Source organism: Paracoccus methylarcula (assembly GCF_003007735.2).
Classification (GTDB): domain Bacteria; phylum Pseudomonadota; class Alphaproteobacteria; order Rhodobacterales; family Rhodobacteraceae; genus Paracoccus; species Paracoccus methylarcula.
Window position 1 is genome coordinate 278570 of sequence record NZ_PXNQ02000005.1, and the last position, 21462, is coordinate 300031.

General features: G+C 62.5%; 24 protein-coding genes and 1 pseudogene. 13 read left to right on the forward strand and 12 right to left on the reverse strand.

Annotated features, from left to right (window positions below; translation table 11 throughout):
- Window positions 1-6: 6 nt before the first annotated feature.
- Window positions 7-1587 carry a hypothetical protein gene (locus A7A09_RS10290; protein WP_106691301.1) on the reverse strand — a complete coding sequence of 527 codons (1581 nt, stop codon included), beginning with the start codon at window positions 1585-1587 and terminating at the stop codon, window positions 7-9.
- 196 nt (window positions 1588-1783) lie between these two features.
- Here A7A09_RS10290 and queC point away from each other — a divergent pair, with 196 nt between their 5' ends.
- From queC to A7A09_RS10320, 6 genes are all read left to right on the forward strand, one after another.
- Window positions 1784-2485 (forward strand): 7-cyano-7-deazaguanine synthase QueC, encoded by a 702-nt coding sequence (gene queC, locus A7A09_RS10295; RefSeq protein ID WP_106691302.1) that lies wholly within the window; start codon window positions 1784-1786, stop codon window positions 2483-2485.
- The gene (locus A7A09_RS10300; RefSeq protein WP_106691303.1) at window positions 2485-2838 is read left to right on the forward strand and encodes a 6-pyruvoyl trahydropterin synthase family protein; all 354 of its coding nucleotides are present in this window, start codon (window positions 2485-2487) and stop codon (window positions 2836-2838) included. The genes queC and A7A09_RS10300 overlap by 1 nt, the downstream gene beginning before the upstream one ends.
- A complete protein-coding gene (queE, locus tag A7A09_RS10305; protein ID WP_106691304.1) occupies window positions 2835-3542 on the forward strand; it encodes a 7-carboxy-7-deazaguanine synthase QueE in 708 nt (235 codons plus the stop codon). Before A7A09_RS10300 ends, queE begins: the two co-directional genes overlap by 4 nt.
- A gap of 212 nt (window positions 3543-3754) precedes the next feature.
- Window positions 3755-4735: a TRAP transporter substrate-binding protein gene (locus tag A7A09_RS10310; protein ID WP_106691305.1), complete on the forward strand. Its 981-nt coding sequence runs from the start codon at window positions 3755-3757 to the stop codon at window positions 4733-4735.
- Window positions 4736-4797: 62 nt separating this feature from the next.
- A complete protein-coding gene (locus A7A09_RS10315; RefSeq protein WP_148043638.1) occupies window positions 4798-5307 on the forward strand; it encodes a TRAP transporter small permease in 510 nt (169 codons plus the stop codon).
- 5 nt (window positions 5308-5312) lie between these two features.
- Window positions 5313-6617 (forward strand): TRAP transporter large permease, encoded by a 1305-nt coding sequence (locus tag A7A09_RS10320; protein WP_106691307.1) that lies wholly within the window; start codon window positions 5313-5315, stop codon window positions 6615-6617.
- A gap of 134 nt (window positions 6618-6751) precedes the next feature.
- On the opposite strand, the gene bla is transcribed toward A7A09_RS10320, so the two are convergent.
- From bla to A7A09_RS10330, 3 genes are read right to left on the reverse strand one after another with little or no spacing between them, the layout of a single operon-like run.
- Window positions 6752-7624 (reverse strand): class A beta-lactamase, encoded by an 873-nt coding sequence (gene bla, locus A7A09_RS10325; protein ID WP_106691308.1) that lies wholly within the window; start codon window positions 7622-7624, stop codon window positions 6752-6754.
- A complete protein-coding gene (locus A7A09_RS21450; protein ID WP_366465806.1) occupies window positions 7621-8052 on the reverse strand; it encodes a serine hydrolase in 432 nt (143 codons plus the stop codon). Before A7A09_RS21450 ends, bla begins: the two co-directional genes overlap by 4 nt.
- Window positions 7935-8813, reverse strand: coding sequence for a serine hydrolase (locus A7A09_RS10330; protein ID WP_245999269.1), 879 nt, complete (start codon window positions 8811-8813; stop codon window positions 7935-7937). Before A7A09_RS10330 ends, A7A09_RS21450 begins: the two co-directional genes overlap by 118 nt.
- Window positions 8814-8937: 124 nt before the next feature.
- Here A7A09_RS10330 and A7A09_RS21840 point away from each other — a divergent pair.
- Together A7A09_RS21840 and A7A09_RS21845 are read left to right on the forward strand one after the other, a co-directional pair.
- Window positions 8938-9495 (forward strand): annotated as a pseudogene (locus A7A09_RS21840) (LysR family transcriptional regulator); the annotation flags it as partial.
- 113 nt (window positions 9496-9608) lie between these two features.
- Window positions 9609-9803: a LysR substrate-binding domain-containing protein gene (locus A7A09_RS21845; protein WP_281277481.1), complete on the forward strand. Its 195-nt coding sequence runs from the start codon at window positions 9609-9611 to the stop codon at window positions 9801-9803.
- 8 nt (window positions 9804-9811) lie between these two features.
- On the opposite strand, the gene A7A09_RS10340 is transcribed toward A7A09_RS21845, so the two are convergent.
- A complete protein-coding gene (locus tag A7A09_RS10340; RefSeq protein ID WP_106691309.1) occupies window positions 9812-10168 on the reverse strand; it encodes a winged helix-turn-helix domain-containing protein in 357 nt (118 codons plus the stop codon).
- Window positions 10169-10297: 129 nt separating this feature from the next.
- Here A7A09_RS10340 and A7A09_RS10345 point away from each other — a divergent pair, with 129 nt between their 5' ends.
- Window positions 10298-11479 (forward strand): acetyl-CoA C-acyltransferase family protein, encoded by a 1182-nt coding sequence (locus A7A09_RS10345; protein WP_106691310.1) that lies wholly within the window; start codon window positions 10298-10300, stop codon window positions 11477-11479.
- 252 nt (window positions 11480-11731) lie between these two features.
- Here A7A09_RS10345 and A7A09_RS10350 read toward each other — a convergent pair whose 3' ends face one another.
- The 5 genes from A7A09_RS10350 to A7A09_RS10370 form a co-directional block, all read right to left on the reverse strand.
- Complete coding sequence (locus A7A09_RS10350) at window positions 11732-12334, reverse strand: queuosine precursor transporter (protein ID WP_106691311.1); 603 nt, start codon at window positions 12332-12334, stop codon at window positions 11732-11734.
- A gap of 99 nt (window positions 12335-12433) precedes the next feature.
- Window positions 12434-13330 carry an esterase-like activity of phytase family protein gene (locus A7A09_RS10355; protein ID WP_106691312.1) on the reverse strand — a complete coding sequence of 299 codons (897 nt, stop codon included), beginning with the start codon at window positions 13328-13330 and terminating at the stop codon, window positions 12434-12436.
- Complete coding sequence (gene mepA / locus A7A09_RS10360; protein WP_106691313.1) at window positions 13303-14166, reverse strand: penicillin-insensitive murein endopeptidase; 864 nt, start codon at window positions 14164-14166, stop codon at window positions 13303-13305. The genes A7A09_RS10355 and mepA overlap by 28 nt, the downstream gene beginning before the upstream one ends.
- A complete protein-coding gene (locus tag A7A09_RS10365; protein ID WP_106691314.1) occupies window positions 14163-15533 on the reverse strand; it encodes an MFS transporter in 1371 nt (456 codons plus the stop codon). Before A7A09_RS10365 ends, mepA begins: the two co-directional genes overlap by 4 nt.
- A 46-nt stretch (window positions 15534-15579) precedes the next feature.
- Entirely contained in the window at window positions 15580-16140 is a 561-nt protein-coding gene (locus A7A09_RS10370; protein WP_106691315.1) for an acyl-CoA thioesterase, read from the reverse strand.
- A gap of 134 nt (window positions 16141-16274) precedes the next feature.
- Here A7A09_RS10370 and A7A09_RS10375 point away from each other — a divergent pair, with 134 nt between their 5' ends.
- The gene (locus tag A7A09_RS10375; protein WP_106691316.1) at window positions 16275-16568 is read left to right on the forward strand and encodes a YggT family protein; all 294 of its coding nucleotides are present in this window, start codon (window positions 16275-16277) and stop codon (window positions 16566-16568) included.
- Window positions 16568-18601: a DNA helicase RecQ gene (recQ, locus tag A7A09_RS10380; RefSeq protein WP_106691317.1), complete on the forward strand. Its 2034-nt coding sequence runs from the start codon at window positions 16568-16570 to the stop codon at window positions 18599-18601. The genes A7A09_RS10375 and recQ overlap by 1 nt, the downstream gene beginning before the upstream one ends.
- Before the next feature lie 2 nt (window positions 18602-18603).
- Here the strand turns inward: recQ and A7A09_RS10385 are convergent, their stop codons facing one another.
- Complete coding sequence (locus A7A09_RS10385) at window positions 18604-19332, reverse strand: alpha/beta fold hydrolase (RefSeq protein ID WP_106691318.1); 729 nt, start codon at window positions 19330-19332, stop codon at window positions 18604-18606.
- Between the two features lie 19 nt (window positions 19333-19351).
- Window positions 19352-19810, reverse strand: a complete 459-nt coding sequence (locus A7A09_RS10390; RefSeq protein WP_106691358.1) for a DUF302 domain-containing protein — start codon at window positions 19808-19810, stop codon at window positions 19352-19354.
- 75 nt (window positions 19811-19885) lie between these two features.
- On the opposite strand from A7A09_RS10390, the gene msrP reads away from it, so the two are divergent.
- On the forward strand, window positions 19886-20782 hold the full coding sequence (gene msrP, locus A7A09_RS10395) for a protein-methionine-sulfoxide reductase catalytic subunit MsrP (protein WP_106691319.1): 897 nt from the start codon (window positions 19886-19888) through the stop codon (window positions 20780-20782).
- Window positions 20782-21417, forward strand: coding sequence for a protein-methionine-sulfoxide reductase heme-binding subunit MsrQ (gene msrQ / locus A7A09_RS10400; protein WP_106691320.1), 636 nt, complete (start codon window positions 20782-20784; stop codon window positions 21415-21417). The genes msrP and msrQ overlap by 1 nt, the downstream gene beginning before the upstream one ends.
- Window positions 21418-21462: the final 45 nt, after the last annotated feature.

A 21462-nucleotide genomic window follows, 5' to 3' on the forward strand; every position in this document is an offset into this window, starting at 1 on the left:
CTTGTTTCACTGTGCCGCCAGCCGGTTTGCCAGATCCTGCTCGGACCAGTCCGCCAGGGCCAGATCGGCGGTCTCGTCACGGATGTCGATCCAGGCCGGATCCGCGCCGAAACGCGCATCGAGCCGGGCCATGAGCGAGCGTGCCGGGCTGTCTCCGGCAGCAGCGGCCAATGACGCCAGGCGCCAGGCCAGCGCATAGCTGCGAGGCGCCCCGGCACCCTCTTCGCGTGCCAATGCCGCATCACGCAGCGCAACGGCCGAGGCAAAGACGGAATCCGGCAAGTCGCTGTCGGCGGCCGGTTGCGCGGCCAGCAGATCGGCGGTCGACATCCGGGCCTCGATGCGATCCAGCATGCTCAACGCGCCAGAGGTCCCGGTCTCTGCCGCCGTCAGTGCATGGGCATAGGCAGCAGCCGGGTCGCTGGCGGTTTTCAGATCCGCAAGCGTCAGGGCAACCTCTCCGTCGTCCTGCATCGGGGTCAGCAATTCGATGGCGCGGCTGATATTCTGCGGCACGCCTTGTCCACGCGCCAGCGCGAGGCCGAGCGCGCGCGGGTCTTCGCCATCCCCTGCGGGATCGACGATCAACGCGACGGGCGGGGTCGGCAGGGCATTGGAGAAGCCGGGCTTGAACAGCGTCGCGGCATCCAGCGGGGTCTCCCATTCGGTGCTGTCGAAGGCGATCGGCTGATCGGGCCGGATTTCCGCGGTGACCCGTGCCGGTTCCGCGATGAATGCCTTGGCGGTCTCGGCGAGATCCTGTTCGATGCCGTGCAGCTCGGTGCCGGGTTCTGCACTGACGATATTGTCGATTGTCGCGGGATCCAGCATGTCGGGCGGGATCATCGGCTGCATGCGTTCCCACAGACCGAGATTCTCGACCGACAGATGTGCCGAGCGCAGGGTTCCGCGAAGGCCCATCTCGGGGGTGGGTTCCTCCGTATCATCGCTTTCGGTGCCGGGATATTCGTTGATCTCGGGATCAATCAGGAACGAGGACTGCTCGTCCTTCACTAATTCCTGCAATATTCCGGGGGCGAAGAACGAGACATAGTCGAAATCCGCCGTTCCCTCGATCCGGGCGATGCCCGGGCTGTTGATCTCGATATCCGCGATGAGCGCCCCCCGGCCCATGGATTGGCGCGTGTCGACGGCGAGGTCAGAGACCGGGATGGCATCACCCCCGGTCACCATGCCGATCATCGCCGCATTCGCGCCGAAGCAGTTATTCGCCACCGATATATCGCCCGCATCCAGCCGCGTATGCGAATTTTCCGCACCCCAGATGGAGATGCCGGACAGGCGCATCCGTCCCAATGATACACGGCAATTGGCATGCGGACCAAGGCCTGCGATCGTCAATTCGCGGATGACCAGTTCGCCACGCTCCGGATCGATTTCCAACGCGTCATAACGGATATCCGCGATCATACGGCCATAGGATACGGCCATGCGCAGAAAGCCTGCGGCGATATTCGAGGGAGAGAATATACTGTTCGAGGCGGGTGCGGGTTCTGCCATCGCCGAGCTTGTCAGCAAGACCGCAAGGGCTGTGCCGGTTGTCAGGCAACGGATAATCGGGGACATCGAAATACTCCTTGGGCGAGAAATGAAATGGCAGGAAATCCATAACCGGCGGAGATGTGCATGTCCAACGGTCGCGAACCGGCGCTTTCCCGCCAATGATCTTGCCGCCGCTTCGAAAGTTGCTTTCTGCCCGCGCCTCTTCTATGAGCGCGGCACCGGTCGCAGCCTACCCGGTCATCAAAACAAGGACTGAAACATGAAAACAATTGTCATCTGCTCGGGCGGGCTCGATTCCGTTTCACTCGCCCATATCATCGCGGCGCGGGGGGAGCTTTCCCGTCTCGTCTCTTTCGATTACGGCCAGCGCCACCGCAAGGAGCTGGACTATGCTGCCGCCTGCGCCAAGCGCCTGGACGTGCCGCATCACGTCATAGACATGCGTCCGGTCGGTGCGGCGCTGACCGGATCGGCGTTGACCGAGGATATCGACGTCCCCGACGGGCATTATGCCGAGGAGACGATGAAGATCACCGTCGTCCCCAATCGCAATGCCATCATGCTGACCATCGCCTATGGCATCGCGACGGCAAATGGGGACCAGGCCGTGGCCACCGCCGTTCATGGCGGCGATCACTTCATCTATCCCGATTGCCGCCCGGAATTCACGACGGCCTTCGACCGGATGCAGCGCGCCGCGCTCGACGGCTATGCGGATGTGACGCTTCTGACCCCGTTCGTCCATCGCTCCAAGGCCGATATCGTCACCGAGGGCGCGCGCGCGGGCACGCCCTTCGCGGAAACATGGTCCTGTTACAAGGGCGGTGCGAATCATTGCGGGCGCTGTGGCACCTGCGTCGAGCGGCGCGAAGCCTTTCACCTTGCCGGGATCGACGATCCGACGGTCTACGAAGATCCGGATTTCTGGCGCGAGGCCATCGCCAGCAAGGCGGAGGCGTGATGTACAGGATCGCCAAGGAATTCCACTTTTCCGCCTCGCATCAACTGTCCCATTTGCCGCCGGAGCATCAATGCGCGCGCCTGCATGGGCATAACTATGTCGTCATTGTCGAACTGGCCGCGCAGGAGCTGAACGCTGCGGGTTTCGTCCGGGATTATCACGAGCTTGGGTTGCTCAAGGCCTATATCGATGAAAATTTCGATCACCGGCATCTCAACGACATCATCGACGGCCCTTCGACTGCCGAGAATCTCGCGAAGCATTTCTTTGACTGGTGCAAGGCGCGCTGGCCGGAAACCGCAGCCGTGCGCGTGTCCGAGACGCCGAAGACCTGGGCCGAGTACCGGCCATGACGCTGCGCATCGCCGAGATCTTCGGACCCACGATCCAGGGCGAGGGTGCGCTGATCGGAGAGCCGACGGTGTTCATCCGGGCAGGCGGTTGCGATTACCGCTGCTCCTGGTGCGACTCGCTGCATGCCGTGGACAGCAGCTATCGCCATGACTGGATGGTGATGACGCCCGAGGCGATCTGGCAAGAGGTGCGCCGGCTGTCGGGCGGACGTCCGCTCACCATATCCATCTCGGGCGGCAATCCGGCGATCCAGGATTTCGCCCCGGTGATCGCGATGGGCAAGGCGGAAGGATACCGTTTCGCCTGCGAAACCCAGGGCTCGATCGCCCGGCCATGGTTTTCTGCACTCGACACGCTGGTTCTTAGCCCCAAGCCGCCTTCGAGCGGTGAAAGCGTGGATTGGGCGGGTTTCGGGCGTTGCCTGACTGCTGCCGAGGCCTGCCCGAATGTCATGATGAAGATCGTGATCTTCGATGACGAGGATTACCTGTGGGCCAGAGCGGTTGCCGGGAAGTTTCCCGACCTGCCGCTCTATCTCCAGCCCGGCAACCCGGAGGTCGATCCGGATCGACCCGTCGATCTGCAAGCCTGCACCGACCGGCTGCTGTGGCTGATCGAGAAAGTCACGGGTGACGGCTGGTTCGCCCCCCGCGTCCTGCCGCAGCTTCATGTGCTGGTCTGGGGCAACAAGCGCGGCGTCTGAAGTCTGAAACCGTTGGCACCTTGTTGGTTGCGGCGACAGGGGCAGTGAGTACACTGGCTCCCGAATACCGGCATCGCCCGCCTCTCTATCCGTGGAAAGGGGCTGCTGCCTATGGTTGCGGTTATCGCCGCGCCCGAACCTATCCCGTCCCGCGACAGATTTCCCGGGGTGGGCAATAATCAAGAAAATCGAGTCCAACCATGGAGTGTAAAATGAACGCCTTCGCGAAACTGGGAATGACCGCCGCCGCCATCTGCCTTGCCTCCGCAGCCAGCGCCGAGACGAAATGGGTGATGGCTTCGGGCTATCCCGAGGACAGCTTCTTCACCCAGACCATCCGTCAATTCATCGAAGAGGTCGAAACCGCGACGGATGGCGAGGTTCAGATCGACCTGCGGCCCAATGGCGAATTGATCAAGCTGGACGCCATCCGCCGCGCAGTGCAGTCCGGGCAGGTGCAGTTGGGCGAGATCCGTTTCGGCGTCTATGGCAATGAAAACCCCATGTATACGCTGGACAGCGTGCCGAACGTGGCCAGCGATTACGACGAGGCACGCCTGTTGATGGACGCGCAGAAACCGTGGTTCGACAAGACATTCGCCGATGCCGGTATGCGTGTTCTCAGCTATATGCCCTGGCCGGGGCAGGGTTTCTACACCAAGTTCGAGGTCACCGACGGTTCTGAATTCCAGGACGTGAAACTGCGCATATATTCCCCCGCGACGCAGCGCATGGGCGAATTACTGGGTTTCCAGGCGACGATCCTGCCCTTTGCCGAGGTGCCGCAGGCCTTCTCGACCGGGCTGATCGAGGCACTGTTCACCTCGGCGCAGACGGGGGTGGATATCCAGGCATGGGATTACGCGTCGCATTTCACCTATAGCGGCTCGATGCATAACAAGAACGCCATCATCATCAACGAGCGCGCCCTGTCGCTGCTTGACCCCGAGATGCAGGAAGCGGTGATCGCTGCCGGGGAAAAGGCGACCGAAACGGCATGGAAGCTGAGTCAGGAAGCAGGCGAAGCGCGGCTGAAGGAGTTGCAGGAAAACGGCATGACGACGACGGACGCCTCTCCCGAACTCCAGGCCAGGCTGGCAGAGATCGGCGAGCAGATGACCGCTGAATGGAAAGAGAGCGCGTCGCCCGAAGAGGTCGAGGTGCTGGACAACTACCTGGCCTCCAAGGAGTGAACCCGTCCCCTGAGGCGGCCGGTAAATGACCGGCCACCTCTTTTGCTAGATTGGAGGTGTTCATGTTCAGGGCTATCGCTCACAGGCTTTACCTGTTCTGCGGCTATGCTGCGGGTTTCTTCCTGGCCGCGATCGCGGTGGCGACGTTATGGCAGATCGTTGCGCGGCAGATGGGGCGGGCGGTCGAGACGACCGAACTGTCCGGTTTCTGTCTGGCGGCATCCACTTTTCTGGCGCTGGCCTATACTTTCGTGAATGGCGGGCATGTGCGGGTCGGGATCGTCCCGCAACTGTTCTCGGGCGGGATCAGCCGCGGTTTCGAAATATGGTGCTGCGCCATTGGTATCCTCATTACCGGCTATGCGGCCTATCACATGACGCTGTTCACACTGGAAACCTATCGCTTCGGAGAGCTGAGCCCCGGCATGATGGCGATCCCGCTCTGGATTCCGCAAAGCGCCGTGGCCTTCGGGCTGGGTGTGATGTGCATCGGGATCATCGAACAGGCGGGGCTGGTCCTGTCCGGGCGGGCTGCCGATTACGAAACCAATATCGACAGCACGGCGGAGTAAGCCTCATGGACAGTGTAACCGTCTCTGTCACCGCCCTTCTACTGAGTCTTCTTGTCTTCCTTGGCTCCGGTGTCTGGATCGCGCTCTCGCTGCTGGCCGTATCGCTGGTGATGTTCTTCTTCTTCACGCCGGTCGAGGCGGGGCCGATCCTTGCCTCGACCATGTGGGACGCAAGCTGGAACTGGGCGCTGACCGCGCTTCCGCTGTTCATCTGGATGGGCGAGATCCTGATGCGCTCGGGCCTGTCGGCCAACCTGTTCCGTGGGCTGTCCCCCTGGGTCGGCAGGCTTCCCGGAGGATTGCTGCATGTCAATGTCGTCGGCTGCGGGGTGATGGCCGCCGTTTCCGGGTCATCGGCCGTTACCTGCGCCACGGTCGGGCGGATGACCGTGCCGGAACTGCGCAAGCGCAATTACGATCCGCGCATGATGGTCGGTTCACTGGCGGGGGCAGGGACCTTTGGTCTGCTGATCCCGCCATCGATCATCATGATCGTCTATGGCGTGGTCGCGCAGCAATCCGTGGCGCGCCTGTTCGTGGCCGGGATCGTCCCGGGGCTGGTGTTGATCCTGCTGTTCTCGGGCTATATCGCCTTGTGGTCGATCCTGAACCCCGAACGGCGCGGTGAAAGCCCCGAGCGCGTTCCGTTCCTGCAAAAGCTGAAGGCATCGAGGGATCTGGTCCCGGTGGTAGCGCTGATCGTGGCGATCATCGGCTCGATTTATCGAGGCCTGGCCACGCCGACCGAAGCCGCCTCGATCGGCATCATGGGGGCGTTCCTGCTGTCCTTTCTGAACGGCACGATGAGCCGTCACATGTTCATGGAGAGCCTTCTGGCGGCCACGCGTATCTCTTGCATGATCTCTTTCATCATCGCCTGCGCGGCCTGCCTGTCCATCGCCGTCGGATTCGCCGATATTCCCCGGATGGTGGCGACATGGGTTGAAAGCCTGAACCTGTCGCCGATGATGCTGATCGCGGTGCTGACGCTGTTCTTCCTGATCCTCGGTTGCTTCCTTGAGGGGATCTCGATCCTGGTTCTGTCGAGCTCGGTGGTTCTGCCGATGGTGGATGCCGCAGGGATCGACCTGATCTGGTTCGGGATCTTCGCGGTGATCGTGATCGAATGCGCGCAGATCACCCCGCCGGTCGGCTTCAACCTGATCGTGCTGAAATCCATGACCGGCAAGGGGATCGGGGAAGTCGCCCGGGACACGCTGCCCTTCCTGCTTATCCTGCTTGCCGCGATTGTGCTGTTTACGCTGTTTCCGGGGTTGGTGACCTTCCTGCCGAATTTGATGTATCGGTAGATTGGCGGGTATGCGGGCTTTGCGTCCCGCGATGGCCGGGGGCTCCGCCCCCGGACCCCCGGGATACTTGCATGAAGAAGAAGGGGCGCGGGAATCGACTGTTTGCCGCGGCACCCTGTGGCGTTCCCGCTCTGCTATTCCTTCGCGTTCCAGTCTGCGACGATGACCTTGGCGATGGCGGCGATCTCGGCATTCCGGGTCTCGATGGAGGCCGGGGTTTCCGTCATGTAGATGGCGACGATCCGCTCGGGTCTGCCTTCCGGACCCAGCACTCCGGTGATGGCTCTTGAACCTCGTGCGCCAGCGCCGCTCTTGTCGGCGATATACCAGCCTTGGGGGAGCGAGGCGCGGATCAGGTCATCGGCGACGAGATTGTTCTCCATCCATGTGACCAGGGTCTTGCGCGCCGATTCCGACAGGATCCCGCCAAACAGGAGCCTATCCAGGGTCGCGACCATCGCCTGCGGCGTGGTGGTGTCGCGCGGATCGTCGGGCAGGGCTTCGTTCAACTCGGTTTCCCAACGGTCCAATCGGCTGATCCCGTCTCCGGTCGCGCGCAGGAATGCCGTCAATCCTTCAGGCCCGCCGACCGATTCCAGCAAGAGATTGGCGGCGGTATTGTCGCTCATCGTGATGGCGGCCTCGCAAAGATCGGACAGGGTCATGCCGCTTTCGACATGCTGTTCGGTCACGGGCGAGTATTCAACCAGATCGGCGCTGGAATAGGTGATGCGCCGGTCCAGATCCTCTTCTCCGGCATCGACGCGGGCAAGCACTGCGGCGCAAAGCGGTACCTTGAACGTGCTGAGCATCGGGAAGCGCTCGTCAGAACGATAGCCGGCGGTTTCGCCCGAGGTCAGGTCCAGCATGCTATAGCCGACACGGGCCCGCAGTTTCTGTTCGGCCTCGATGACGCGATCGGTGACGGCATCCTGCGCCGATGCGGGTTGCAGCCAGAGCAGGCCGGTCAATGCCACCGCCGCAATCCGAATACTGTTCGTTTTCATTTCGTTGTCTCCGTGGCGGGGGATGTTTCCAGATCCAGCAGTTGCTCGATCAATGACAGGCTGGTATCGACGCGGGCATTCAGCGGATAGTTGCGATTGGCGAGCACCACGATCCCTAGATCATGTTCCGGGACAAGCGCCACGTAACCGCTGAAACCATTGGTCGCGCCGGTCTTGCCAAGCATCACGCCCCGGCGTTCCGTCACTGCCGTTTCCAGAATCTGCGCAGGCTGGCTTTCCAGCACCATTGAGGAATCGCTGCCGGCCAAAAGCTGCGCATGATCCGCAGGCCATGGATAACGCTCCCAGATCATGGCCTGGGTGAAATGGTCAGTCTGGGTTCGCCCTCCATGGGTTGTTTCGATGGCGGCACGCAATTCGCCGGGGATATCAGCCTGTCCCAGATTGGCATCCATGAAACGCAGCATGTCCGAGAGGCTGGATTTGACGCCATAGGCTCGGCATCCAGCATGCCCGGATTGACCCTGATGGGCTGATCGTCCTCGCGGGAATAGCCATAGGCATAGCGGTTCTCTGCCTCGGCCGGGACCTGGATATATGTGTTGTCCAGCCCCAGCATGGGAAACAGTTCGCCTTGCAGGGCATCGCTGTAATCCTGTCCCATGGCCTTGGCGGTGATGCGCCCCAAAAGACCGATGCTGATATTCGAATAGGACCTTTCATGCCCGGGCACGGGATCGGGGTGCCACTCGGCCAGCCAGCGCATCAGTTCGGCGTCATTGTCCAGCTCGTCCGGCACCTGCAGTGGCAGGCCGCTGGTCTGGTGCGTCGCCAGATCCATCAGGTTGATCCGGTCGAAGGCGCTGCCTGCCAGTTCCGGCAGATGCGCCGAGACCCTGTCGTCCAGTGACATCATTCCGCGCTGTTCGGCCAATGCGGCCAGCGTGACGTTGAATGTCTTGCTGATCGAGCCCAGCTCGAAGATCGTGTCCTTGTCCACGGGCGTTCCCGTCTCGCGATTGGCCATGCCTGCCGTAAAGACATAGTGCTGTCCGTTCAGTGTCACCCCGACGGCCAGCCCTGGAATGTCGTAATCCGCCATGACCGGCGCAAAGATTTCTGCCGCGATGCTACGGAAGTCCGCCTCCATCACCGCCCGCGCCTGCAATGGCGCGAAGGCAGTCATTGCGCTCAGGCATATGCCTGCGCATCCATAACTCCACTTCATGCTTTGTCCTGTTTCTGAAAGTCCTGCGAGCCTGCATCCCGCTGAAATTTGAATAACTCACCAAGGGTGCAAATCACAAACGACGATACTTCACTTTCGAGATTAGAAAAACTAATCCATTGTCATGGACCGTCCACAGCTTCCCCTGAACGCCCTTCGCGCCTTCGAGGCGGCAGCGCGGCATTTGAACCTGACCCGAGCGGCCATCGAGCTATGCGTGACGCAGGCCGCGCTCAGCCACCAGATCCGGGGGTTGGAGGAACGCCTGGGCGTGACCCTGTTCCGGCGGGTGCCGCGAGGGCTGGTGCTGACCGACGAGGGCGCGTCGCTGGTGCCTGTGTTGACGCGGGCTTTCGACGGCATGTCGGATGCGCTCGACATCGTGGTCAGCGGCGAGAGCCGCGAGACCGTCAACCTGGGCGTGGTGGGCAGTTTCGCGACCGAGTGGCTGATGCCCCGGTTGCCGGAATTTCGCGCCCGGCATCCTTCGGTCGATCTGCGGATCCATGCCAATAACAACCGCGTCGATATTGCCGGGGAGGGGTTGGATCTGGCCATTCGTTTCGGCAGCGGAAGCTGGCACGCAACCGAAGCAATTCCCCTTATGCCGGCACCGATGACCGTGCTGTGCAGCCCGGCCTGGGCGGCGCGGCTGGCATCGGCCGAGGATCTGGCGCGTGCGCCGTTGCTGCGATCATATCGTGCCGCGGAATGGGAGCAGTGGTTCACCGCGCAAGGAATGTCCTGTCCTCCGCTGCGCGGGCCGTCTTCGACAATTCGCTTGCCATCGCGGAAATGGCGGCGCGGGGGCATGGGGCCGGGCTGCTTCCGCTTATCCTGTTCCGCAACTGGGTGGCTTTGGGCCGCCTTGCCCAGCCATTCGCCGAGCAGGTGGATGCCGGGGGCTATTGGCTGACCCGGCTGCAATCCAGTCCCGAGACATCGGGGCAGCGAGCATTCAGGGAATGGCTGGTGGAGATGTCGGGCTGATTCCCTGCTCACCGATCGGGGATCAGCCGCTGCAATCCCGCGATCTCCTCTGCGCCTTCGCTCAACAGAACCGCTTCCAGCCTTCTGAAGCGGACCAGCACTTCCCGTCCCGTATCGGTCAGCAGCGCGCCGCCGCCGCCGGGGCCTCCCCGGCTGCTCTCCACCACCGGCAGGGCGAAGGCGGCGTTCATCTCTTCGATCAGGGACCAGGCGCGCTTGTAGCTCATCCCCATCTCGCGTCCCGCTGCCGAAATCGATCCCAGTGTCTCGATCAGTTCCAGCAACCGGGCCTTGCCGGGGCCGAGCGTCAGAGGCGCGTCGAATTCCAGGCGCAGTTTCAGGCGGGTGTGATGGGGTTGGCTCATCCGTATTTATTGCGGCGATTGCCCCTGCGGCGCAAGTGCCGCAACGGCACGGCGGCGCTACCGGGGATTATCATTGCCATGCGGCCCGCGGCTTCTAAGATCGTGGTAACCAGTTACGAGGAGGAACCCATGTCCGCAAATGAAATCGTGATCCTGTCCGGGGCACGCACCGCCATCGGCACTTTCGGAGGCAGTCTTGCGGCCACCCCGCCAATCGATCTGGCGGCGCATGTGACCCGGACCGCTCTGGAGCGGGGTGGCGTATCGCCCGACAGGATCGGGCATGTCGTCTTTGGCCACGTGCTGAATACCGAGCCGCGCGACATGTATCTCAGCCGTGTCGCCATGCTGGATGCCGGGATTCCGCATACGGTTCCGGCAATGAATGTGAACCGGCTTTGCGGTTCGGGTGCGCAGGCCATCGTTTCGGCCACGCAGGTGCTGACGCTTGGCGATGCCGATTTCGCCGTGGCGGGCGGCGCCGAAAGCATGAGCCGGGCACCCTATGCGCTGACCTCGGCCCGTTTCGGCGCCAAGATGGGCGATCAGAAGGTGCTGGACATGATGACCGGCGCGCTGACCTGTCCGATGGGCACCGGCCATATGGGCGTGACGGCCGAAAACGTCGCGGCCGAACATGACATCAGCCGCGCCGCGCAGGACGAATTCGCCATGGAATCGCAGCGCCGGGCGGCGGCCGCGATCACGGCGGGCCATTTCAGGGACCAGATCGCACCCTTCGAGATCAAGACCCGCAAGGGTGTGGTCGCATTCGATGCCGACGAGCATCCCAAGGAGACCAGCCTTGAGAAACTGGCTGCGCTGAAAGCGGTGTTCCAGAAGGACGGTTCGGTCACGGCGGGCAATGCCAGTGGCATCAATGACGGTGCGGCGGCGCTGGTTCTGGCGCGGGCGGATGCGGCGGAAAAGGCCGGGCTGACACCGCGCGCCCGGATCCTGGGCTACGCCGTGGCCGGGGTGCGGCCCGAAGTGATGGGTATCGGCCCGGTCCCGGCGGTCGAGGCGCTGATGCAACGTACCGGGTTGAAGGCGGATGATTTCGATGTGATCGAATCGAACGAGGCCTTTGCCGCGCAGGCTCTGGCGGTGAACAAGGGGTTGGGGCTCGACCCTGCCCGCGTGAATCCCAATGGCGGTGCCATCGCGCTTGGCCATCCGGTCGGGGCCACCGGCGCGATCCTGACCGTGAAGGCGCTTTACGAACTGGAGAGGATCGGCGGGAGAAAGGCGCTGATCACCATGTGCATCGGCGGCGGTCAGGGCATTGCCATCGCGGTGGAGCGGATCTGAGGCGGCCGGTCCCGAAAATGGAAACGGGCCGCCCAGATCAGACGGCCCGCGAGTTCCACGGAGATGGTCCGGTTAGGGTTGGAAAACCGTCCGGTCCCAATCAGGGTTTACGACCTTCGGGACTGCCCTCAGGCCACGGCCCCCCTGACTGTTCCGACACCTCTCTCCAATATCACTCTCGACACTGGACCACCTCCTTTCAATAAGTTGCCGTTGTATTTGAAAGGGTGCCACAGATCGAAAATCTGTCAATCAATTTTCTTGGGGTATTTGCAACAAATTGCGCACGATGATGCGGAAAGGCACAAGGGCAAGTAGGGCGAGGCCCAGTTTGACCAACCAATCGGCAACCGCCAGAGAGACCCAAAGCGGGATCGCAGGCCCCAGTCCCAGCATCGGCACTGCCTCGTTTGCCCATCCGGTATTTGCGTCGGCAGGCAGGAATGCCGCGAAGGCGATGGTGAAGAACAGGGCGGTATCGACCGCAGACCCGACCAGTGTCGAGGCCAGCGGCGCGACCCACCAGCGCCGCTCGCGCAGATTGTCGAAGATCGTGACATCCAACAGTTGCGCGGTCAGGAAGGCCGCGCCCGAGCCGATGGCGATGCGCAAGGTGGTCTTGTCCAGCCCGGCGGCAATGAAGGAGCAGGCGACCCCTACCGCAAAGCCCGCCAGCACCACGCGCCGCGCCGCTGCCGCGCCATAGACGCGGTTCATCACGTCGGTGACGAGAAAGGCGAGCGGATAGGTGAAGGCCCCCCATGTCAGCCAGTCGCCGATGACGAATTGCACGAGGATGTTCGAAGCCACGACGATGGTGGCCATGGCAAGAATGCCGGGCAGATGGCGGGTCATGTTGAATTTCCGTTTTACAAGGTGGCGGAACAACTCGGCCCCGTTGCGGGGCAGCAAGGCGCATACGCCCGTTGCGCGCCGCTTGTCAATGATCCGCTGTCACTCGCGCAGCCGGTATTCGACCAGTTCCGTCCGCTGCACGAACAGGAAATTATCGTCCGATATCATGGTCAGCCGAATGCCCTCTCCGTCGTGCCAGACCGAAAGACCTTCGAGATTGTCATATTGCAGCGGACGGGTTTCGAGCAGCAACTGCTCTTCCGCGACGCCGGTTTCATCGAAGTGGAAACGGCTGACGCGCGACGAAAACCCCAGGAGCCCCTGAAAGCCGCGCTCCAGCAGGTAGAACCAGCCGTCCGGTCCGATATCCGAGCCCACGGGCAGCCAATGATCGCTGCGGCGAATGGTGAAAGGCTGATCCCATTCACCGTTCTTAAAGCGCAAGACCGGGAAGGGCTGGTCCGGTCCCGATGAGCGTTCGGGGATGGTGTACAATGCGCCCTCCGCATTGATCGCGAGGGATTCGAAGCCCTGATTGGGCCTGAGCTCCGGCAACGCGGGCGGACGCGGCAGGGGCTGGGCAGGCGCGTCGGGATCGGGATAGGCGACCACCCGGTTCAGCCCTTCGAAACTGATCCAGATCCGGCCGTCATCGCCGATCGCCAGCCCTTCGCTGTCACCCAGATATCCCTTGGCAAGCTGCTCGCCGCCGCTGGCTTTCAGATGCGCCCGGCCGGCAATGTTCATGTGCCGGATACGCCCAGCATTATCGCGTTCGATACTGCCCCAGAACAGGTTGGTGCGGTCCGAGACAGCGTGAAAGCTGTTACCGTCATCAGTGATCTCGATGCCGGAAAAACCGCCGAAGCGCGGATCGTCATCGGTCCAGACATATGTTCCGATATAATCCAGTGTCGCGGCCGGCGTGGGGGCGCCGGCCGTGATCAGGATCGCCGTGACGGCCGCGATCAGGGTGCTGCGGCGACTGTGCGGCATTGATTGGGCAGTTCGCTCAGCCGGTAGCTGCGCGGATGGCGGTAATTCGGATCTGGAGGCACGGGCTTGACGCTGCTCGGGTCGATCCGGTTCTTGATCCATTCCGCCGCCTCGGCGCAACCATCGCCCGGAGGGGGCGGATCCTGCTCGCGGCAGATCGAGCCCCTGGGACAGGACAGCCGGACATGGAAGTGATAATCATGGCCGTTCAGCGGGCGGATCTTGCGTAGCCAGCTGCGATTGCCGCGCTCCATCTGGCACATCGCGACCTTCACGACGGGATCGGTGAAGATGCGCTCGACCCGGGGATCACGGGCGGCGGCGCGCATGATCGCCATATGGCCCGGATTCCAGTTGCCCGATAATTGCGTGCCGCCCCTGGCAACCACCGAAACCGAAGAGATGTTCTCGCGTTGGCCGGGCGTCAGGCTCAGTGAAGATGGCGGCAACATCCAGATATCGGCGTCGAGCCCGATCTGGTGGCTGGCATGGCCGGTGATCATGGGGCCGCCACGCGGCTGGCTGATATCGCCGATGTAAAGCCCCTTCCAACCCGCTTGTTGCGCGGCCTGCGACAGGCCGACCAGGAAGCTGATCAATTCCGGATGTCCCCAGTTGCGATTGCGCGACAGGCGCATGGCCTGCCAGCTTGGACCGCTTTCGGGAAGTTGCTGGAAGCCCTGGCCGCAGCCTTTGGAGTAGAAACCGATCGAGACTGCCGGACCTTGCGATGCGCCCTTGAAATGGCCGAACACGTCCTTGGCCAGGGGTTCGGCCAAGACGGGAGATACCAGCCCCGCGATCAGGGCCGCTGCGGTTAAAAACTTACGGATCACTGCTCTGCCTCTCCTTCAGGTTTGACCCAGATTAGCAGAACCAACGCGAGAAGAAACATCAAGATCAGGGGAGAGATGCCGATGCGCTGATTTCCGGTCAAACCGGTGACGGTGGCGATCAAGAAGGGTGCGAGAAAGGCGGTGGCCTTTCCCGATAACGCATAAAGACCAAAGCCTTCGGTCGCGCGCTCCTCGCTCGTGTGGCGCACCATCAAGGTGCGGCTGGCGGCCTGAAGTGCCCCGCCCGCCCCGCCGATCAGGGCCCCGCAGGCAAAGAAGATCACGTCGGGCAGGCGCAAATTCGCGATCAAAGGCGTGTCGGGAACGGGCATGCCGAACAGGGTCTCGCGATCCATGCCGACCACGGTGACACAGACGCCCATCAGTATCAGCGTGCAGCCGATAATGACGGGTTTCGGGCCCCATCGACGGTCGGCCCGGCCGCCCAGCCAACTGATGACAGAGGCTGAAACTGCGCTGACGACCCCGAATACTCCGGCCAGGACTACCGGCCAGCCCAGCACCGTGCCCGCATAGACCCCGCCGAATCCGTAAAGCGCGTTCAGCGCATCACGTGACAGCATCGACGAGACCAGCCAGCTTGCGAGGCTGCGCCGGTGGCGCAGGCTGCGGATCAGTGCCCAGAGATCGCGGAGGGCGTATCCGATGCGGATCGGGTGGCGGGGGCCGGGCGGCTCCTTGACCCAAAGGAAGAAGGGGATCATGAAAAGGATATACCAGAGCGCGGTGAAAGGACCGACAAAGCGCGTGCCTTCGCGCTGCGCCGGATCGAGGCCGAAGAGCGGTTCCAGCCCCGCCAGCGTCTTGCCGCTTGGAGTTTCCGCGAAGAGCGCCAGCATCACCGCCAGCGAGACCACGCCGCCCAGATAGCCGAAGGCGAATCCCGATCCGGATAGCCTGCCGATCTCGTCGCGCGGGGCGAGGCCGGGAAGCAGGGCATTGGTGAAGATGGTGGCGAATTCGACCCCGATCATGCCGATGCCGAACAGCGTGACCGCGCGGATCAGCGCAGGTTGCTCGGGCATCAGATACCACAAACCGGCCGCGCCGACGACATAGAAGGTCGAGAAGAGCCATATCCAAGGCATCCGCTTGCCGGATGTATCGGCGATCGCTCCGAGGATGGGCGCAAGCACGGCGATCACCACGCCGGTGATCGAGAGGCCGTAACCCCACAGGGTCTGCGCATGCGCGCCCGCGAGTGTCGCGCTGTCTCCGAGGGTGATGAAATGGCGCTTGGCGATCTCGGCGAAATAGATCGAGAAGATGAATGTCACCAGCAGCGTGTGATAAGGTTGGCTGGCCCAATCGAAAAACCACCAGCCCCAGATGCGCTTGCGGTTCATGTGCTGCCCCTCTTTCCTTATGCGCGCCTATAAGGCCCGAGGCCCGTCAGCCTGACAAGTGCCGTTTCGTCTCTTCGGGTAATTCGGGCGGCCATGGCCTTGCCGTATCGGCCTCGATCCAGGCCTTTACCCAGGCAGGCAGTTCCGGGCTTTCCGGAGGATGGCCAAGCGCGGCGACGACTTCGGATGGTGGCACGATCCCCTTGGCTGACGTGACGGCGGAACGGATCAGGACCTGGTTGCAGCATTCGCCGCCCTTCCACATGGATTGATCCATGTAGATGAAGCGATGATCCCAACCGATCATCCGTGAAATCATGGTGAAGCGGTCGAACATGCGGATACGGCGGCGGTAGCGGGTCGAATTTCCGGCCACGGTGATGCCCCAGCCCTTCTGCTTCAGGATCGGGATCAGCCCGCTGCGCATGGCCAGCGGGATCCGGCCCAGATCATACAGCGTCAGCGTCCGGCCATTGTTCAGCTCGATCCACGGATCCAGATCCCATGGCCAGCAGATATGCGTCGAGATATGCGGATCGAGCGGCCCCAGGGCGGGCGCGTTACGATATTTCAACATTTCCTTGGCAAAGCGGATCAGCGGATACATCGGCCACCCCATGTCTGGTTCCGGACAGGGGTGGCCCCTGCCCGCGCCAGCGTCAAGCAAGACGCTGCGGCAACCGGCTTGCGTGCGGGCGCTCGCAAGGTCATACAGGGCGCAATCGCGACGAAGAGGGGAAGATGGGAACGCTGTACGAAGCCTTGCAACTGATCCTGCAAGTGGTGTGGTTCGTGATGATCGTCCATATCATCATGTCGTGGCTGATCAATTTCCAGGTGCTGAACCTGCGCCAACCCCTGGTCGCGTCGATCTGGGACGGGCTGTCCCGATTGCTGGAGCCGGTCTATCGCCCGATCCGCAATATTCTGCCCAATACCGGCGGGTTGGATCTGGCACCGCTGGTGCTATTCGTCATCATCATCATCCTTCAGCGCGCATTGGCCAATAACGCGGGCTTCTTTTACGGAATGTGATGCCGACCGATCTTCTGCGACAGGTTTGGGGCTTTGACGGCTTCCGCCCCGGCCAGCGCGAGATCGTCGAGGCCGTGGCCGGGGGCCATGACGTGCTGGCCATCATGCCGACCGGGGGCGGCAAATCGCTGTGCTACCAGCTGCCCGCCCTGATGCGGGATGGCGTGACCGTGGTGATCTCGCCGCTCATTGCCCTGATGCGCGACCAGGTCCGGGCGCTCAGCGAGGCCGGGGTTGCGGCGGGGGCGCTGACCAGCGGCAATACGCAGGAAGAGACTGACGCGGTGTTCCAGGCGCTGGGGCAGGGCGGGCTGAAGATCCTCTACATGGCGCCCGAGCGTCTGGCCTCGGGCGGGACGATGAACCTGCTGCGCCGGGCGGGCGTTACGGCGATTGCCGTGGACGAGGCGCATTGTGTCAGCCAATGGGGCCATGATTTCCGCCCCGATTACCTGCGCATCGGGGAGTTGAAGCGGGTGCTGGATGTGCCCCTGGCCGCCTTCACCGCCACCGCCGATGCCGAGACGCGGGCCGAGATCGTCAACCGCCTGTTCGACGGCCAGCAGCCGACCAGTTTCCTGCGCGGCTTCGATCGTCCCAATATCCGGCTGGCCTTTCAGCCCAAGGACAGCCCGCGCAAGCAGGTCCTGACTTTCGTTGGGGCCCGGCGGGGACAATCCGGTATTGTCTATTGCGCCAGCCGTGCCCGGACCGAGACCCTGGCTGCCGCGCTGAACGAGGCGGGGCACAGCGCCGTTGCCTATCATGGCGGCATGGAGGCCGGGCCCCGCCGCGAGGTCGAGGGCAGGTTCCAGCGCGAGGACGGGCTGATCGTCGTGGCGACCGTGGCCTTCGGCATGGGGATCGACAAGCCGGATATCCGTTGGGTGCTGCATGCCGATCTGCCGAAAAGCATCGAGGCCTATTACCAGGAGATCGGGAGGGCGGGGCGCGACGGCGATCCGGCCGATACGCTGACGCTTTATGGTCCCGACGATATCCGCCTGCGCCGCATGCAGGTGGACGAGGGCCTGGCCGAATCCGTCCGCAAGACCGCCGATCACACCCGGCTGAACGCGCTTCTGGGTCTGGCCGAGGCGACCGGCTGCCGGCGCAAGCGGTTGCTGGCCTATTTCGGCGAGGAACTGGCCGAGGATTGCGGCAATTGCGATTTATGCGAAACTCCGCCCAAGCTGTTCGACGGAACTCAATCGGTGCGCAAGGCGCTGTCGGCGATGCTGCGGACCGGCGAATGGTTCGGCGCCGGGCATCTGATCGACATCCTGACGGGGAACGCGACCGAAAAGATCCGGGGACGAGGTCATGACCAGTTGCCGACTTTCGGGGTCGGGCGCGATCACAGCCGCGGACAATGGCAAGCGATTTTCCGGCAGATGATGGGGCTGGACCTGTGCCGCCCCGATCCCGAGCGCCATGGCGCGCTGCATCTGACCGACGCTGCCCATCCAGTCCTGCGAGGTGAGGAAAGCGTCACCTTGCGCCACGACACGACCTTGCGGGCCAAGGGCAGCACGGTTCTGCGCACGCAGGTCGCTGAAGAGGACGAACCCTTGCTATCCGCGCTCAAGGCCAAGCGCCGGGCGCTGGCCGAGGCCGCCCGTGTTCCCGCCTATGTCATCTTTCCCGACCGGACACTGATCGAGATGGCCGAACGGCGCCCGCAGAACCTGGACGAGATGGCGCAGGTGAACGGTGTCGGGGCGAAGAAGCTGGAAAGCTATGGCCGCGATTTCCTGTCGGTCATCGCCGGGGATCAGCCCGAGATGCATCCCCATCGCCGCGCATTGGCAGGACGTCCCGCAGGAGATCTGTTCGACCGCCTGATAGGGGTGCAGAACCGCCTGATGCGCGGAGAGGACGGCATGGAAAAGCCGCTGTCATGCTCGACCGCCCAGATCCGTCGCATTGCCGAGGCGCGCCCCACGGATCCGGCGGCCCTTGCACGGCATCTGGATTCGGTGCGGCTGGAGCGTTTCGGAGAGGCATTTCTGGGCGAGATTTCCAGCGAGTAAGCTTATTCCGGGAATATCGCCGTGATCGCTTCGGTAAGCGTCATGTCATGATCGAAACGTCCTTCGCGCAGGAAGGTCAGGGTCTGGGCGATGACCATCGGGTTATTCATCATGAATGTATGGGTCGCATGCACCACGAGATGATCAGCCATCCCGTCAAGCTTCGTGCTTTCGACCGAGACCTTGCCGTCATTGGGCCCGTCGAAGCTGGTTGACAGGATCGGGTTCACGCTCCGGTCGCCGGCAATGATCCCCAGCTCGAAATCGGCCCTGGGCAAGCGGTTCGGGAGGCTTTCGGCATCGGTGCCAAGCTGCATCCCCGCAGGGCCGTTCAGATATTCGTAGATCGCGAGATCGCCGTAATCATCCGTCACCTCCGACCCGTGATTGGGGGGAGCCAGCATCACGGTCCTGCCCAGCTCATTGGGGCGATTGTCGCGCAACCAGCCGCGCACCAGTATTCCCCCCATGGAATGGGTGACGAAATGGAACCTCTTGCCATCGCATCCGGCAACCGCATCGCTGACATGAGACAGGAGGTTTTCGATCGGTTGATCGGTCGAGGGATAGCTTGCGCTGACGACCCGGTATCCCTCGCGCTCCAGCACATGTTCCATCACCGCCAGTGACGCCTCGGTTCGGGCGAGCCCGTGCACCAGGACGACGCATTCTTCGGCAAGAGCAGATGCCGGAAGCAGCAGCAAGGTCAACCGAACGAGAAATCCCAACATCAGATCTTCAGTTATCGGCCTAATCCAGCATCAAGGCATCGGCCAGGATACCGTCCAGCAAGTCCTGTGCGGGTGCCATCGATCCGCCATAGCTGGGATGGCCGACCGTTATCCTGCCCGGCGCATCCGGCGTCTCGAACAGGAAGATCGAATAGGGGCAGGACTGGATATTCATCGGGTCGGCTTCCATCACCTGCCGCGAGACCGTGGCCGAGCAGAATGTGAATATCTCGGCATGGGTATAGATATCCTTCTTGCCGCCGACATCCTCCTTGGTGCGGGCCAGCATCTCGCCCACGTGGCTACGGGTTTCGATCACCAGCCCGGCATTGATGATCGCATTCTCGACGCCAAAGGCGATATCGTCGAATTCAGCCTCGACTTCATGGGTCACCGGCGGGATCACCGGGATGTCATCGGCGTTGGCTGTAACGCCCAGCCCCGCCCATACGAAGAGTAAAGCGATTGTGATGCGCATATCGGCCTCCATCAGCGTGACTATGCGATGATGGGTCAGCAAGCCCGGCCGAGCAAGACATATCGGAGAGAGAATATGAAACTTAACTGGTCTGATGTTACCCCCAAGGCTGATTGGCTGAACCGGCGCAGCTTCATCGCCGCGGGGGCCGCGCTCACCGCCTCGCCGGCCGTGGCGCTGACCGGCAAGCCCTCGCCGCTATCCACGGATGAGAAGCCGAACAGCTTCGAGGAGGTCACCAATTACAACAATTTCTATGAATTCGGCACCGGGAAAGAGGATCCGGCCCGTTACGCCGGTGCGATGACGGTCGATCCGTGGTCGGTCGAAATCGACGGGTTGGTCGAGCGCCCCGGCAGTTACGGTGTCGAGGAACTCGCCCCCGACAGCGCGCTGGAGGAGCGGATCTACCGGCTGCGCTGCGTTGAGGCCTGGTCGATGGTGATTCCCTGGATCGGCGTGCCGCTGGCCTCGGTGTTGAACAAGGTCGGCGTGCAGCCTTCGGCCAGGTTCGTGGCCTTCGAGACCCTGATGCGCCCCGAAGAGATGCGCGGGCAGAGCTATCCGATTCTCAACTGGCCTTATCGTGAAGGACTGCGGCTGGACGAGGCGATGCATCCGCTGACGATCCTGGCGACCGGCCTTTATTCCGATCCGCTGCCCAATCAGAACGGCGCACCGATCCGGCTAGTCGTGCCGTGGAAATACGGGTTCAAGTCGATCAAGTCGATCGTGAGGATCACACTGACCGACAAGCAGCCATTCGCGACATGGCAGGATACGGCCCCGTCGGAATACGGCTTCTACGCCAATGTGAACCCCGAGGTGGATCATCCCCGCTGGTCTCAGGCGACTGAACGGAAAATCGGTTCGGGCCTGTTCGGCGGACGGCAGGAGACGCTGAAATTCAACGGTTATGGCGAACAGGTGGCTTCGCTCTATGCCGGGATGGACCTGACGAAGAACTACTGATGAAACGACAATTGAACGATATGCTGCGCCGCCTGCCGGTCTGGGCGGTATGGCTGGGTGGCCTGCTTCCCCTGGGATTGCTGATCTGGGACATCTTCACCGGGGGGCTCGGGGTCGAACCGGTCCGCGATGTCGAACACAGGTTGGGCCGCACCGCGCTGTATTTCCTGATCGCGAGCCTTGCGGTGACGCCGCTTTTGCGAATCGCGGGAATCAGCCTGATGAAATTTCGCCGGGCGCTTGGGCTGCTATGTTTCACCTATGCTGGGCTGCATGTGCTCAGCTGGGTGACGATGGACATGGCGTTCCTGTGGTCGCAGATGGTGAAGGATGTGGTCAAGCGGCCCTACCTGCTCTTCGGGATGTCGGCCTTGCTGCTGTTGCTGCCGCTGGCGATCACCTCGAACAACCTGTCGATCCGGCGCATGGGCGGGCAGGCGTGGAGAAAGCTGCACAAGCTGGTCTATATTGCCGCGCCGCTGGTTGCGCTGCACTGGATCTGGGCGCTCAAGACATTCCCGGTCACGCCCGGGTTCTGGTTGGTCGTGATTCTCACGCTTCTGGGCTTGCGAGTCGCGATTCCACGCCCCATTGGACGGGCAAAGCCGAGGGGGGTGGCAAAAGAAATAGGTTAAATCAGTGTGTTAATGAAAATATGGCGCTTCTGTGAAAATTTCCGC